The following is a 14,783-nucleotide window of genomic DNA, read 5'->3' on the forward strand; positions in this document are numbered from 1 at the left end:
ACAACGCCGGATACGGGACGGCTCTGCTTCGACGGAACATCGCTGCACCTCCGTTACGGTGCCTGCCCGCTCTGCATTCACCGCGCCACTCAGAGAGCCAGCGATCTGCCACCCCAGCCCTGGCCATGCTCTACAGTCGCGGCTATGTCTGCTGCCCCTCCGCGTTCTCTTCTCCTGCGCGCGGCGCTGCACGCGGGCCTGGGCGGCGCGCAGCACGGCGGGCACCCCGGCGACCCCCGCGTGGGGCTGGCGGTGCCGGTGGCCTCGGGCGCCGACCTGACACTGGCCCTGACCACCCTGGCCCAGGCGGGGGTCCACGCCACCCTGCTGCTCTCGCCGGCCCTGGCCCTCCGGGCGCCTGACGCGGTACAGGCCGCCGCAGACCAGCACGAGATTGGCGGCCTGGGCGATCCGGCGGGCCTGAGTGGGCTGGAGGTGACAGCTGGCCGCCCGGTCACGCTGTGGGCCACACCCGAGCGGCTGCGCGGCCTGAGCGCGCTGAGCCGACAGCACCTGCACGCCCTCCCCGTCTCTGCCCTGCGGGCTGCCCCCGGAGCCCTGCTTCAGGTGGCCCCAGCAGAGTTGGCGGCGGCCCTCACTCACCTGAAGGCCCTGGGCTACCAGCCTGTCCCGGTGCGCGACGTGCCGGACCTGCGCCCTGGGCAACCGCGCGACCTGCTTCAGCGGGTCTACACCCGGCTGGTCGAGGACCGTTTTGCACGCCAGCACGCGGTCATTGACCTGGCCCTGCGCGCCGACGCCGTGATGCGAGTGGCGGCCCTGAACCACGCCCCACCGCCGCTGCCCCTGCCGCCCCAAACCCCCACCGCCGAACTGCACCTGCACTCGCCGCGCATCGTGGGACTGGCGGCCCGCAGCGCCCTGGTGGCCTACCGCGCCTACCGCCGCAGCCTGAAGGATGTGGCCCACGCCCTACAGACCCGCCCCGAGCTGGCGGACGCGCAGGCGGTCTTTGCGGTGACGCTGTTTCACGGCCCGCTGGCGCAGGCGGGCTTTGAGCTGCTGGACCTGCCGCCCCTGCGTGCCCGCTGGTACGGCCTGGGCTTCCGGCTGCTGCGCGCAGCCTACGGCACCCGCCGCGCCCCCAGCGAGGGTGAGCCCAAGATGGCCTGGCTCTCCAGAGAGGCGTTCCTGAAGCTGCACGGGTAGAAGGGCTGTGGGCTGTGGGCTGTGGGCTGTGGGCTGTGGGCTGTGGGCTGTGGGCTGTGGGCTGTGGGCTGTGGGCTGTGGGCTGTGGGCTGTGGGCTGTGGGCTGTGGGCTGTGGGCTGTGGGCTGTGAACCGGCCTAGCCTGACTACAGCGCTCCGTCAAGCCCTCTTCTTTTCCCTACAACCCACGACCCACAGCCCCCTTACCCCGGCAGGGTAAAGGTAAGCGTCGTGCCCTCGCCCGGCCTGCTGTCCACGTCCAGGGTCCCGCCCGTGAGGGTCACGCGCTCACGCAGGCCGATCAGGCCCAGATGCCCGGCCTCGGCGCGGGCCTGGGCCTGGCCCGCCGTGAATCCCTGGCCGTCGTCGGTGATGGCCAGACGCACCAGCGCGCCCTCAAACAGCACCCGGATGGCGGCGGTGTGGGCGCGGGCGTGCTTGTCCACGTTGTTCAGGGCCTCCTGCGCCAGCCGGAACAGCGTCAGTTCGGTGGCGGGGGTCAGGCGGCGCTCGGGGCCGCTGACTTCCAGGCGGGTCGGCGTGGCGGCCGCCGAAGCCAGCCATTCCAGCGCAGGCAGCAGCCCCAGGTCGTCCAGCACGCTGGGCCGCAGGTTGCGGGCAAAGCGGCGCACCCCGTCAATGGCGGCGTTGAGGTCCTGCTGAATGTCATCGGCGCGGGCGCGCTGCTCGCCGCTCAGGTCGCGGGCCAGCCGGGCCACGCGGCGGGTGGTGGCGGTCAGCACCTGCGCCGTGTCGTCGTGCAGTTCGCGGCTAATGCGGCGCCGCTCTTCTTCCTGCGCCTGGGTAAACAGGGTCAGGAAGGCGCGCATCTCGACGGTGCGGCTGGCGGCGGCTTCGAGGGCCTGCCCGCGCCAGGCAATCTCGTCGGCCAGCGTCTGCAGCTCCGAGAGGTCGCGGCTGACAGTCAGCACCCCGCGCCCGCCGTCCACCGAACTCAGGCGCACCTCCAGGCGGTACGGCCCCACCTGAATGTCGGCGCGGCTGCCCCCCGGCTGGGTGCGGGCCGCGCGCCAGGCCCCCTCCAGGGCGGGGCGGGTGTCGGGGGTGGGCAGGGTCAGGAAACTGGCGCCGTCCAGCGGCCCGGTCAGCGGCTCTAACAGCGCGCGCGCCGCCGGGTTGGCATAGGTCATCACGCCCCGGTCATCCGTCGAGACGATCAGGTCGTGGGCGCCCTCGGCCAGCTGGCGGTAACGGGCTTCCTCACGCGCCAGGGCGGAGAGCAGCCGCTCTCTGGTCAGGGTTTGGGCAATCTGTTCGGCAATGCTGCGCGCCAGCAGCAGCAGGTGTTCACCAGGCGGGTCGGTGCCGGGGTCATCCAGATACAGAAACCCCAGAAGGGGCGGCCCGGCGGAACCCGCGCTCCCCGGCGGCAGCGGCCCCAGCAGCGGCACCACCAGCGCGCTGCCCGCCACCGGCAGGGTATGGCGGCGGGTCAGGGCGCGTGGCCCCCGGCCCAGCTGCGCGGCCAGCGCCACCAGATCGGCGGGCGTAGGCACATGCAGGTTGTAGGTCGCGCAGCGCGTGAACTCGCCCCCCTCATCGGTCAGGGCAATCAGCCCGCGCGTGGCGTTCAGGGCGTGGGTGGCCAGGCGGGCCGTGTCGCCCAGCGCGGCGTCACTCTGGTTCTCGCCCAGCACCCGCGCCACGCTCAGCAGGGCCGCCGCCTCGTTCTCGCGGCGCAGTTCTTCCTCGTACAGGCGGGCGTTTTCAATGGCCAGGCCCGCCTGTGAGGCAAACACGGCGGCCAGCGCGAGGTCGTCGCCGTCCAGCGGTAAGGCCGCTTCCCAGTACAGGGTCAGGGCGCCGAACACGCCTGCGCGGGTGGTCAGGGGCAGGCTCAGCACGCCCCGGTAGGGGTATCGGCCGCTGGCCAGCAGTTGTCGGGTATAGCGGCTGCTGCCCCCCAGGTGTTCGGTGTTCAGGTCGCGGGCGGCCACCGGCGCACACTCAGCAATCGCGCGGCCCGTGACGCCCACGCCGACCTTGGCGCGCACCCGCAACATGTACTCGCTGGGCAGCCCCAGCGCGCTGCGGATGTTCACGGTGCGGCCGTCCGGCTGGCGCTCGTAGACGGCGGCGGCGTCGGCCCGGAACAGGGTCACGGCGCGTTCCAGCACCCGCTCCAGGGTCTCGGTCAGGTGGAGGCTGCCCGCCAGCGCGGCCCCGGCCTCCCGCAGCGCCTCGGCAGCTTCCCGCTTGCGGGTTTCAATGCCGTACAGGCGGGCGTTGTCAATGGCCAGGGACGCCTGTTCAGCCAGCGCCAGCACCAGCCGGGCGTCGTCCTCGCTGGCGCTGGCCCCTGGGGCGCTGGTGTCCACATACAGCAGTCCCAGCGCCTGCCCCCTCGCCGACAGGGGCGCAATCACAGCTGCCCCTGGGTTCAGTTCGGCCAGGCCACGCGCCAGTGGCGTATGCGCGTCGCGGCTGCGTTCAAAACGGATGGCCTCGCCCCGGCCCACCAGCGCCTCAAAAGTCACTGGCCCCACGCCGATCCCGCCGCTAAACGGCTCGGCAAAGCCGTAGGTAAAGACCTCGCCAGTTCGCGCGCCGCTGTCGCGCAGTTCGCTGAACAGCGCCACGAAAGCGCGGCGGAAGCCCAGCGCCAGCGCGGCACTCTGGGCGGTCACGGTCAGCACCTCGGCCAGGTTCAGACTGCCGCCCAGGCGGCGCACCAGGCCCTCCACAGTCTCGGCGATGCGGCCGTGACCGCGCCGGGCTTCCCGCGCCTGCACCCCCTCCACCGCCAGGGCCAGCAGAGGCGAGGCCCCCAGCAGCGCCTGCACCCCCTCTGGCGCCGCCCCCACAAATTCCAGCACCCCGCAGCCAAACGGGAGGGCGCACAGCATGCCTTCTTCCTGCAGGGCGCCCACCGTCAGGGCGGCCTGGGCCAGTTCGCCGTCACTGAGACCCAGGCCACGCCCTTCCTCGGCCACCGGGGTCAGGGCGCCGCCCGTCACTACCCAGACCCGCACCCCGTGGGCATGGGTGACCCGGCAGGCGTAGGTAGCCAGCCCCTCGCCAAACTGGGCGGTGCTGGCAGCGGCCGACAGCGTCGGCGGAAAAGGGGGCAGGGCGGGGGCAGTTGCCAGGCGAGCAGTCGGGCCAGTTGCTGCGCCCTCCCCCGCCTCTGCTGCGTTGCCCCGCCAGTCCGTCATGTGTATTCCGACACCCTCTGTCCCATCACCCACTCAAGAGACTTCTCAACAGCGCCCCGCCAACTGCTTCCTCTCTTTTCCCACTGTCCCTTACAGATTCTTGGGATCAATCCAGCCGCGCTTGATGCCGTACAGCACAGCTTCTGTGCGGCTGCCCACACCCAGCTTAGAAAAAATATTGGCCAGGTGGACCTGCACGGTCCGGGGGCTGATGTCCAGGTCGCGGGCAATCTCCTTGTTGGTGCGCCCGGTGGCCGCCACGCGCAGCACTTCCAGCTCGCGCGGCGAGAGGTCGTCCTCGGGGGGCGTGGGGGTGGTGTGGGTCGAAAAGCGTTCCAGCACCTTGCGGGCCACGCTGGGGTGTAGAGCGCTTTCGCCGGCCGCCACGGCGCGCACGGCGCCCAGCAGGTCGTCCTCGCTGGCGTTTTTCAGCAGGTAGCCTGCGGCCCCCGCTTCAAGCAGGGCAAAGACGTAAGCGTCGTCGTCATAGCTGGTCAGCACCAGCACGCCCACGCCCGGCTGAATGGCCTTGATGGCCTTGGTGGCGTCAATCCCGTTCATGCCAGGCATGGACACGTCCATCAGAATCACGTCGGGGGTCAGGTCGCGCGCCTTGGCGATGGCTTCCTCGCCGCTGCCGGCCTCGCCCACCACCCGCAGGTCGCTTTCGCTTTCCAGCAGCTCGCGCGTGCCCTTGCGCACAACCGGGTGATCATCCACCAGCAGCAGCGTGATGGGGCGGGCAGAAGCCTCCAGGGTGTGTTCGTCCAGCATGGCCGCAGCATAGCCCGGCGCCAACACAAACGCGCCAACCCCCACCCAGGAGGTTGACGCGCGGCGCGGTGAGGTCCAGCCCTCAGCTCTTGCTGAGGTTCTTCCAGAGGGTGCCGGTGATGAAGGCGCTCAATGGGTTGAAGGTGGCCTCGCCCGCTCCTTGCAGGTTGTCCCGGTGCACGAAGACCGTGGGGTTGCTGGGCATGATGATGTACAGCGCCTGCTCCTGGGCACGGGCCGCAATCTGCGAGTACAGGTCGTTGCGGCGGTCCGTGTCGGTGGTGGCGCGGGCCTCGTTGATCCAGCCGTCAATCTGGGCGTCGCCCGCCCCGATGCGGGGGTTGTAGTAGCCCTCTGAGGCATAGAAGGTATGCACGAAGTTGTCAGGGTCGGCGTAGTCAGGCGCCCAGGCGGTGGGCATCATGGCCTCGGTGCCGGCGGTGCCCGACTTGATCATCTCGCTCCACTCTTTGGCCGTGAGATTGACCTTGAACTTGGGGTTCAGGGCTTCAATGTTGGTTTTCAGCAGTTCCATCGCCGTCTGGTTGGCGGCGCTGCCGGCGCGGTAGGACGCATTGAGGATAAAGCCGTTTTCCCACACCTGGCCGCCCCAGGCGCGCTGGAAGGCCGCGCGGGCGATTTCGGGGTCAAAGCTGGCCGTTTCCACCGAGCCGTCGTAGCCAGGGAAGGTTTCGGGCAGCAGGAAGTTGCGGGCCTCGCCCTTACCGGTCTGCACCTGCTCGATGTATTTGGGCACGTCGAACGCGGCCACAAAACCCCGGCGCACGTCGGCGTCACTGAAGAAGTTGGCGGGGATGCCCTGGCCGTCCAGCTTGCCGCTGCCCAGCGACCCGCCCTTCTTGATGTTCTGGTTCAGGCTGATGCCCGCAGCAGTGGTGTCCGCCAGGTCATCCACGACGACCACGCCGTCCTGATCACGCAGCTGCTCTTCGATGATCGCGCGCCCGCCCGTTTCAATTAGGTCAGCGTCTCCAGCCAGGAAGGCCTGAATACGCGGGGCCGATTCGGGCACCTTCTGAATCAGCACGTTTTTCAGCTTCGGCGCCTCGCCCCAGTAGTCTTCAAAGGCGGTGGCGGTCACGGCGGTGGCCGAGCGCTCGACCAGTTTGTAGGCGCCCGTGCCGCTGGGCTTCTGCGAGAGGGGACTGCCGGCCAGGTCCTTGCCGACCGCGTCTTTCCAGGTGGCCTCGGTGCCGTCCCACTCGCCAACCTCAATGGCATGTTTGCTGTCCACGATGCTCTGGCCCACGTAGGCCAGCTTGGCCAGGAAGGCGGGGTCGGTCTTGGGCAGCGTGAAGACCAGGGTCTGGTCGTCGCAGCGCACGGCGTCCGTGATGCGCTGCCAGGTGATGCTCTTGTCGTCGTTGGCGTTGGCGCCGGTGCCCAGCAGCGACTCAGAGATAAACCAGTTGCCGCTGTCGGCGGTGTTGGTCACGAGGTTGCGGCGGAAGCTGTATTCCGCGTCGGCGCAGGTCATGTCGTTGCCGCTGTGGAACTTCACGCCTTCACGCAGCGTAAAGCGGTATTCGCGCCCGCCGTTCTCCTCTTTCCATTCGGTGGCGAGCTGGGGCGCCAGTTCGCTGATGCTGCTGCCGTCGTAGGTCAGCAGCGTTTCGTACAGGTTCTCGACAATCTGGCCGCTGGCGGTGTCATAGGTGGTGCCGGGGTCCAGGGTGGGGATGTCGGCCGATTCCTGCACGACCAGCGTATCGGCCGTGCCGTTTCCAGCGTTGCCGCTGCGGTTGTTGCAGGCGGCCAGGGTCAGGGCCAGGGTGGCGAGCGCTGCGGCGCCCAGGGGACGGGTGTACTTCATGAAAACTCCTTCACCGCGTGGCCGTTTGGGCCGGCGGCGTGTTTAAGGCAAGTGCATCTGGGTGCTGCTCTGCAGAAATGAGGCAGCAGAGCATGACTGTTTATGCTAGGGCGCTCAAGTGAGAACTTTTGTCCTGAACACTGAAGAGGGTTCACGGGGGAATGGGGGCTTGACACCTGCAACTTGAAAGGCGGCTGGGCAGTGTTGAGCAGGGCCTCCTGGCCGTAAGCACCTGCCCGAAAATGGGGGGCGACCCACAGCCCCCCCCTCAGCCGCCGGGTAAGGTGGCGGGATGACTGCACCTCTGCCCCCCTCTTACCTGCTGCGCGGCACGGCGGCCGGCGGCACCCTGCGCCTGGTCGGCATGGACTCGGCGCGCATCGTCGAAGACGCCCGGCTGCGCCACGGCCTGAGCAAAACCGCCACCGCCGCCCTGGGCCGCACCCTGACCGCCAGCGCCCTGCTGGCCGTGGTGCTGGGCAAAAAGACCGACAGCCGCGTGACGGTGCGTGTGGAGGGCGGCGGCCCGGTGGGCTGGATTGTGGCCGAGGGCAGCGTGGACGGGCGCGTGCGCGGCTACGTGCGCCAGCCAGGGGCCGACCTGCCGCTGCGGGAAAGCGACGGCAAGCTGGACGTGCGCGGCATTGTGGGCATGGACGGCGAACTGGCCGTGACCCGCCTGCTGGACAACGGCGAACCGTACACCGGCAGCGCGCAGCTGGTCAGCGGCGAGATTGCTGAGGATGTCAGCACCTATCTGGGCGTGTCCGAACAGATTCCCAACGCGGTGCTGCTGGGGGTCTACGAGCAGGGCGAGCAGGTGGCGTTTGCCGGCGGGCTACTCGTGCAGGCTATGCCCGGCGTGACCGACGAAACGCTGGCCCGCCTGGAAGCGAACATCCGCGCCCTGGGCCAGATCACCGATAGCCTGCGCCGGGGAGGTCTGCTGGACACCATCCAGCGCGTCACCGATGGACTGGACGTGCAGTTGGCCCCCGAAGCCCAGCCGGCCCGTTTTGAGTGCCGCTGCTCACGCCAGAAGGCCGCCGACAGCCTGAAATTCTTCAGCGCCGCCGAGCGCCAGGAGATGATCGAGGCGGGCGGCCAGGAAATCGTGTGCCACTGGTGCGGCGAGCATTATCAGCTGACCCCGGAGGAAATCGAGGCGCTCGATCAGGGCGGCGTTCATGCCCGCGCCTGAGGGCGGCTCTGGCAGGCAGTCTTATTCAGATTCCATCCATTTCTGAAACATCTGGTCATTCCTTGGATGTTCTGCGCCTGTGGCGCTTCGGAAGGCCACTTCCCGGAACTCTGGCTCCTCTGCCTCTCTGCTAGACCTTTTAGTTAGTACCTGGCTTCTGCTCTAGGCTATGCGCCAGATGGCCCCCGATCCCCTGGCAGTGCAGCGCGCCCTGACCTCTGACCCTGACGACCTGCAGGCCGCGTGGCTCTTCCCGGTGCGAGCAGCGGGCCTGGGCGGCGCCCTGCGCGCGCGGCTGCCGCAGGAACACCCTTGGCGTGGGGCGCTGCGGCCCGACGCGCTGGCCCTGGGTGTTCGCCACGCCCGGATTCGTGCGGCGGTGCGCGGCCTGGTGGCGGTGTGGGCGGCAGCCGGCATTCCGGCTCTGCTGTTCAAGGGCTTTGCTCTGAGCGAGTTTGAGTATGCCACGCCCGGCGAGCGCTTTTACGGCGATGTAGATGTGCTGCTGCCCTCCGACGAGGCGACGGTGACGCGCGCTGTTCACCTGGCCCTGGCGCGCGGCTGGCGCAGCGACGGTCAGCACGCCTGGCCAGAGAACTGGACCCACGAAAGCGCACACCTGTACAGCCCAGACGGCCAGGTGCGGCTGGACATTCACCGCTTCGTGCTGTCCACCGCGTATGTGCCGGTCAGCCGCAGCGTTCAGCTGACCACGGGACTGTGGCAGCGGGCACGGGCGGTGGACTGGGAAGGCGTGCCGGTGCTGCGCCCGTCGCCAGCCGACGAACTAGTCCTGACGCTGGCCCTGGGCCGCTGCTGGGGCGGCGACCTCGGCGGACTCAAACCGGCGGATTACCTGGACCTGGCGTGCCTGCTGCCGCATGGTCCCAGCGAAGAGACGCTGACAGCGCACGCGGCCCAGTTGGGCGCGGCGCACACCTGGGCCGCCTTTCGCCGCCTGTGCGACCCGGCCCGCCGCACCTTGGAGCTGCGGCCTGCCCAGACCCGCGCCGAAGTGGTGCCCGCCGCCGCGCATGACGGCGTGCAGTCCCGGCCCCACCCGTGGCGCAAGGTTCGCCGGGCCTGGACTCTGGCACCTCACCTGGCCGCCGCTCTGCCGGATGTGCTGCGGGCTGCTGCCGCCGTGCGGCGCGGCGGCGACCCCCGCACCCACCTGGCCGGGTGGACCCCACCCGTTACGGTGCAGACGCGGCTGCATGGGCCTCAGTTGGACGGCCCAGTCAGCGCGGCTCGGCTGCTGACCCACTGGCTGCACCCCCGGCAGCGGCGGGACGGGGTCTGCGTGCCCCGCGCTTACGCTACCTATCAGGCGCTGCGGCGCCTGGGGCACCCGGCAGTGTTTGTCAGTGGCGTGGCCCGCAGCGGCGCAGGCGTGACGGGCCACGCCTGGATTGAGGACGACCGGGGCACCCTGGAACTTTACGGTGAACCGTTTAACCGCCAGCATTTTCAGGTGCTGTTCGAGACCCCGGCCTCTCCAGAGCGCACCTCTGAACGTTAAAGAGGACGCTTTGCCCAAGAGATGAGTCAGAGGCGTTCTTCCGCCGATCTAGAGCCCGTTCTGCGCCCACTCTCTCAACGTCGGCAGTAGGGCATGAAGGTCGGCAGCAGACTTCTCCCGGCGACGGCCCTAACCACCCTCACGCTCGTCCACCAGTTCGGCCACCACGTCCAGCACCTCTTCCCGCGTGACAGCACGCAGGGGCAAGCGCAAGAGCCGCTGGACCGCCGCTGCCGCCGCCTGCTGTGCGGCCGAGGTCAGCGGCACGCCTGTCGCCTCCCAGGCCAGGCGCGCCCGCGCAGCGGGACCCAGGTCGCCGGTATGGCCCAGCAGCAACAGGGCAAGCAGCGGCCCGCCTTCTCCAGTCGTCGGCAAGGGCAGCACGCGCTTGCCTTTGATGTCACGCGTTAGCGGCCCGCCCAGCAGATGCGGGGCAAACTGGACCAGGCTGTCGTCAAAGGCACGCAGCACCCGGTCCAGCCCAGTAACCTCGCCCGCTGGCCCCCACCACGCCCGGTCCTCGGCCATCACGGGGCGCCCGGCAGCCAGCAGGCGCAGACAGGCGGTGCTTTTGCCAGCCCCACTGGGGCCACTGATGGCCACTGCCCCGGCGGGCCCGGCCACCACCGCGGCGTGCAGCGGCAGCCAGCCAGCCGCGCGGTGCGCTTCGGTCAGGGCCACGGCCCACAGGTCCTGCCCCGCCCCGTCTTCGGTCACAGTGATCTGGGTATCTGTGCCCACGCGCACATGAAGACGGTCCTCCAGCCAGACCTCAGCGCCGGCCACCTGGGCCTGCACTGTCCAGTCGGGCAACACGACGGGCTGCACGCGGGCTCCTGCTGGTACGGGCGGCAGCGGCCCCACCTCTATCTGAATCCGCCGCGTGGCGCTGGCCAGCGACTGCGGCCCACTGGCCCAGTCGTAACGCAGCGCACTGACCCAGCCCTCGGGGACAGTGGGCGAGCAGTGAACCTGCGCGCCCAGCGAGGCCCATATCCGCAGAGGCGGAGCCGAAGACGGCTGCACTTCAGCCCTGCCGGATCAGGTCGCGCGCCTGCAAGGCAACCAGCACCGCCTGCACGTCGGCGTGGGCCTGGCCAGCATCCAGCGCAAAGGTGCGCGTCAGCAGCTCGGCCAACTCGGCCTCGGTAGCGGGCAGGGCCTGCCACAGCAGGCGGCCCGACGCGTTCAGGCTGAACATCTCGCCCTGTCCCGCGTGCATCAGCACCAGTTCATCCTCTAAATCCGTTACCAGTACGCCATCGGTCACCTGCCACATGACGTTCAGGGTAAGGCCTGAGGCGACTGAAGACGCCACATGAGGCGCGTGTACCTGACCGGCAGGGCAGCACCTGAGCGCACAACTGCTGTTCCCTGCGCCAGTTCTGCCTGCTTAACAAAAGCTGACATCTTTCGCCTATATTTGCGCTCGTCTCATTTTCATATCAATGTCACCAGACAGATTTCACCCCTGTAGGTCAAGGAGTTTCGTGCAGCAACGTGCCCCTGAAGTTTCGCCTGTCGCCTCTGCCCCCGCTTACACTCCGCCGCAGGTCACCGCCCTGGGCGCCTGGGAAGCTGTGACCCTGGTGGGGTCTGTTCCCTTTAACGGCATGCCTGGTTTGCCGCTGCCCGGAGGCGAGTATGAAAACCGCTAACGCCCTGCTGCTGGCTGGCCTGCTGGCCCTGAGCGCCTGTAGCGCGCCGACTGCCGTGACGCCGCCCACCGCCCCCGCGCCCATCACGACCACACCCGCCAAGCCCAATCCCGCCAGGAGCTTTGGCCTGTACGAACTGCGCGTCAATGGCCTCAGCGGCCAGGGCCAGGCCAGCGTGCACCGCGCCGGCTCCGCCCTGGACACCCAGGCCGCCGAGATTCCTTTCGAGCAGCTCAGTTTTACCCGCACCAACATGGTGAATCTGGTGGACGAGGTGAACAAGGTCGTTCACATGACCGCCACCTTTAGCGTGACCAACAACACCGGCAGCGCCATTACCCTGCCCACTTTTATTCCGGTGGATACGGACGGCAGCTACGCCACCGACGGCAGCAGCGCGTTCCGCATGGTCAAGACCCGCACCGGCGCGCCCGTAAGCGCCGCCGGCATGGCCGTGGAAGTCGCGCACACCAACTCGGGCGGCACCATTGCGCCCGACCCCAGTGCCACGCCGTTCCTGACCAACCTGGACAGCGCTGGCGTGACCCTGAACCTGCCTACCGGCACCACCGCCCCCAACATCAGCCACCGGGGCTGGCAGAGCGCCAGCCTGGCGGCCGGGGCCTCCCAGCTGGTTACCTTTGCTGCGCGCGTGCCGCTGCAGGGCACCCAGATCAGCGACGCTGACCCCTTCAGCTTCAACCTCGTCTTTGCGGTGGCCGATAACCCCGGCACCGTGGCAGGCCTGCGCGGCATCTACGAGGTGCAGGGCAGCACGCCCAGTGGGAACGTGGCCACGCCGCTGTCAGGGCAGGCTGTGACGGTGGAAGGCGTGGTCACGTCGGTCAACACAGCGAGCGGCACGGGGTCCTTGCAAGGCTTCTTCATTCAGGAAGAAGTGGTGGATAGCGACGGGATCAACACCACCAGTGACGGCGTGTTCGTCTACTGCGCGACCACCTGCCCCGCCGATCTGGCCGTAGGTGAGCGGGTGCGGGTGACTGGCACCGCCAGCGAATTCTCTACAGCCACTCAGATTGGCGGCACCCTGACCGTCACCCGTTTGGGCACTGGCGCGCCCCTGCCCGACACCCAAGCGCTCACGCTGCCTCTGCCCTTTGCCCAGCGTGAGCAATACGAAGGGATGCGCGTCACGGTTTCGGGAAAGGTCACCAACAACTTCCCTCTGGGCCGTTTTGGCAGCTTTGATATCGCTGACGCCCGAATTACCAATTTCACGCAGCTGAATGCGCCCAACGCAGCGGCCAACGCGGCCTATCAGGTCGCCGCTAAGGACCGCTACATCCGCATTGACGACGGCACCCGTGCCCAGAACCCTGATCCTGAAATCTTCGCGCGTGGCGGGCAGCCCCTGAGTGCAGCCAACACCCTGCGCGGCGGCGACACCGTCACGGCCACTGGCGTCTTGACATTCAGCAACGACGGCGCGAACGCTGGCTCAGGCGGCAGCCTCGACACCTACCGCATTCACGCGACGCAGGCGGGCGTGCAGATCACGGACACCAACCCCCGTCAAAACGCGCCGGACAACGTGCTGACCACTGCGCCAACGAACGGCCAGGTCGGCCTGCGCGTGGGCAGCATGAACGTGCTGAACTACTTCACGACCCTGCTGACCAGCAACAGCGGTTGCACCCCCAACGGCACCGGCAGCATCTCGCGCGGGGCCAACGACTGCGACGAATTTACGCGTCAACAGACCAAGATTGTCAAGGCGATTCTGGGGCTGAATACCGATGTGCTGGGCATTCTGGAAGCGCAGAACGACTTTGATAAGGGCGCCAACAGCTCGGTGGCCTTGCTGGTCAATGCTCTCAATGCTGAAGCAGGCGCAGGCACCTACGCTTACATCAACCCCGGCCGCAATATCGGCACCGACGCCATCAGCGTCGCCATGATTTATAAGGCGGCGGCCGTGGAGGCTGTGGGCACACTGGCTATTCTGGACAACACGTTCAGTGCCACTTACGCCGATACCTGCAACCGTCCTACCTGGGCCCAAACTTTCCAGAGTAAGGCCAACGGCGGGCGCTTTACCGCCGTCATGATGCACCTGAAGAGTAAGGGCAGCGCCTGCGCCGCCACCAGCGACGCCGACACTGGCGATGGCCAGGGCAACGGCTATATTGCCCGCCGCAACGCAGCCACCGCCATTGTTAGCTGGCTGGGCACCAATCCCACGGGCGTAACTGAAGACGACCGCATCCTGCTGGGCGACTACAACGCCTACGCGCAGGAAGAACCACTCACCATCCTGGCCAGCGGCGGGTACGCCAACCTCTTTGAGAACAACGTCTACTCGTATCAGTTTGACGGCCAGTGGGGCAGCCTGGACCAGGCCACTGCTTCAGCCAGCATGACGTCGCAGGTGGTTGGCAAGACCAAGTGGCACATCAACGCCGACGAGCCCATCGTTCTGGACTACAACAAGGAATTCAAGACGCCTGGGCAGGTCAACAGCTTCTACAGCCCCGACCCCTTCCGGAGCAGTGACCACGACCCCATCCTGGTGGGCCTGAACCTGAACGCACAGACGCCCATTAACCCACCTGGGCAGACGGCCAGCATCAGCCTCACCCCTGTTAGCAGCACGGTCAGCGTGAACGCCGGGGCCAGCACCACGAACACCGTCAATGTCAGCCGCACCAACTTTACGGGCAGCGTCACCCTGGGTGTGGACAGCGTGACGGGCACCGGGACGGCCCCTGTGGTGACTGTGACCACCCAGCCTGACGCAGGCAACAGCGGCACCCTGAGCGTTAATGCTACAGGCGCGACGGCCGGCACCTACACGGTGACGGTGCGGGGCACGGGCACAGGCGTAAGCGACACGACGGCGACATTTACGGTGTCCGTCGGCACACCTGTGGTGGTGGGCGCACCTTGGATTAACGAACTGAGCTACGACTCTTCAGCAACCAATGACCTGGGAGACGAATACGTCGAAGTGGTTGTACCAACTGGCTACAATGTGAGCAATCTCTCGTTGGTTCTCTATAACGGCAATGGGGGCGCATCGTACCGCACGGATGCCTTCACGAACAATGCCATCGTAACCACCACAGCGCTGGCTGGCGGCTACACCGCTTATGTTTTCAACTACCCCAGCCCTGGCAACATTATCCAGAATGGCGATCCCGACGGCCTGGCTATTTGCAACGGCACTCAGCTCGTGCAGTTTCTGAGCTACGACGGCTCGTTTGTTGGCGTTGGCGGCTGCGCTGCGGGCGTTACCAGCACGGCCATTCCCGTCGGCCAGCCCAACTCCACGGCACCGGGTAACTCTCTTCAGCTTTCCGGAACTGGCAACAAGTACAGCGATTTCACCTGGAACGCGCCAGCGACCAATACCAAGGGCGCTGTGAACACGAACCAGACCCTGAACTGAGCCCTGATGCTCTCAACCGCCCCCTCCCCTGGGGGCGGTT

The 14,783-nt window shown here is 67.8% G+C and carries 10 protein-coding genes; 5 read left to right on the plus strand and 5 right to left on the minus strand.

All coding sequences use genetic code 11. The features are described from left to right. The first annotated feature begins 144 nt into the window (after nt 1-144). On the plus strand, nt 145-1,170 hold the full coding sequence (locus GO986_RS07885) for a YkoP family protein (protein ID WP_157458739.1): 1,026 nt from the start codon (nt 145-147) through the stop codon (nt 1,168-1,170). Between the two features lie 202 nt (nt 1,171-1,372). Here the strand turns inward: GO986_RS07885 and GO986_RS07890 are convergent, their stop codons facing one another. The 3 genes from GO986_RS07890 to GO986_RS07900 all read right to left on the minus strand — a co-directional run bounded on the left by GO986_RS07890 (nt 1,373) and on the right by GO986_RS07900 (nt 6,953). Next, a complete protein-coding gene (locus tag GO986_RS07890; RefSeq protein WP_157458740.1) occupies nt 1,373-4,345 on the minus strand; it encodes a GAF domain-containing sensor histidine kinase in 2,973 nt (990 codons plus the stop codon). Between the two features lie 90 nt (nt 4,346-4,435). Next, nucleotides 4,436-5,119, minus strand: coding sequence for a response regulator (locus GO986_RS07895; RefSeq protein ID WP_157458741.1), 684 nt, complete (start codon nt 5,117-5,119; stop codon nt 4,436-4,438). Nucleotides 5,120-5,201: 82 nt separating this feature from the next. After that, on the minus strand, nt 5,202-6,953 hold the full coding sequence (locus tag GO986_RS07900) for an ABC transporter substrate-binding protein (protein WP_157458742.1): 1,752 nt from the start codon (nt 6,951-6,953) through the stop codon (nt 5,202-5,204). A gap of 292 nt (nt 6,954-7,245) precedes the next feature. Between GO986_RS07900 and hslO the strand changes: the two genes are divergently transcribed. Both hslO and GO986_RS07910 read left to right on the plus strand, forming a co-directional pair. Continuing rightward, the gene (gene hslO / locus GO986_RS07905) at nt 7,246-8,154 is read left to right on the plus strand and encodes an Hsp33 family molecular chaperone HslO (RefSeq protein WP_157458743.1); all 909 of its coding nucleotides are present in this window, start codon (nt 7,246-7,248) and stop codon (nt 8,152-8,154) included. Nucleotides 8,155-8,323: 169 nt separating this feature from the next. Continuing rightward, nucleotides 8,324-9,676, plus strand: coding sequence for a lasso peptide biosynthesis B2 protein (locus GO986_RS07910; protein ID WP_232337553.1), 1,353 nt, complete (start codon nt 8,324-8,326; stop codon nt 9,674-9,676). Between the two features lie 129 nt (nt 9,677-9,805). Here the strand turns inward: GO986_RS07910 and GO986_RS07915 are convergent, their stop codons facing one another. Together GO986_RS07915 and GO986_RS07920 are read right to left on the minus strand one after the other, a co-directional pair. Further along, nucleotides 9,806-10,702 carry a hypothetical protein gene (locus GO986_RS07915; RefSeq protein ID WP_157458744.1) on the minus strand — a complete coding sequence of 299 codons (897 nt, stop codon included), beginning with the start codon at nt 10,700-10,702 and terminating at the stop codon, nt 9,806-9,808. 1 nt (nt 10,703) lies between these two features. Further along, a complete protein-coding gene (locus GO986_RS07920) occupies nt 10,704-10,955 on the minus strand; it encodes a PqqD family protein (RefSeq protein ID WP_157458745.1) in 252 nt (83 codons plus the stop codon). Nucleotides 10,956-11,166: 211 nt separating this feature from the next. Here GO986_RS07920 and GO986_RS07925 point away from each other — a divergent pair, with 211 nt between their 5' ends. Continuing rightward, the gene (locus tag GO986_RS07925; protein WP_157458746.1) at nt 11,167-11,334 is read left to right on the plus strand and encodes a hypothetical protein; all 168 of its coding nucleotides are present in this window, start codon (nt 11,167-11,169) and stop codon (nt 11,332-11,334) included. After that, nucleotides 11,321-14,743, plus strand: coding sequence for an ExeM/NucH family extracellular endonuclease (locus tag GO986_RS07930; protein ID WP_232337554.1), 3,423 nt, complete (start codon nt 11,321-11,323; stop codon nt 14,741-14,743). Before GO986_RS07925 ends, GO986_RS07930 begins: the two co-directional genes overlap by 14 nt. The last annotated feature ends 40 nt before the right edge of the window (nt 14,744-14,783 follow it).

It is taken from the genome of Deinococcus arboris, from assembly GCF_009755355.1.
Taxonomy (GTDB): Bacteria; Deinococcota; Deinococci; order Deinococcales; family Deinococcaceae; genus Deinococcus; species Deinococcus betulae.

What these genes read in the sequence shown, in the direction of transcription:
- GO986_RS07920 (WP_157458745.1), bottom strand. Translation starts at nt 10,955, where the DNA reads ATGTGGCAGGTGACCGATGGCGTACTGGTAACGGATTTAGAGGATGAA.
- GO986_RS07930 (WP_232337554.1), top strand. Translation starts at nt 11,321, where the DNA reads ATGAAAACCGCTAACGCCCTGCTGCTGGCTGGCCTGCTGGCCCTGAGC.
- GO986_RS07890 (WP_157458740.1), bottom strand. Translation starts at nt 4,345, where the DNA reads ATGACGGACTGGCGGGGCAACGCAGCAGAGGCGGGGGAGGGCGCAGCA.
- hslO (WP_157458743.1), top strand. Translation starts at nt 7,246, where the DNA reads ATGACTGCACCTCTGCCCCCCTCTTACCTGCTGCGCGGCACGGCGGCC.
- GO986_RS07885 (WP_157458739.1), top strand. Translation starts at nt 145, where the DNA reads ATGTCTGCTGCCCCTCCGCGTTCTCTTCTCCTGCGCGCGGCGCTGCAC.
- GO986_RS07900 (WP_157458742.1), bottom strand. Translation starts at nt 6,953, where the DNA reads ATGAAGTACACCCGTCCCCTGGGCGCCGCAGCGCTCGCCACCCTGGCC.
- GO986_RS07895 (WP_157458741.1), bottom strand. Translation starts at nt 5,119, where the DNA reads ATGCTGGACGAACACACCCTGGAGGCTTCTGCCCGCCCCATCACGCTG.
- GO986_RS07910 (WP_232337553.1), top strand. Translation starts at nt 8,324, where the DNA reads ATGCGCCAGATGGCCCCCGATCCCCTGGCAGTGCAGCGCGCCCTGACC.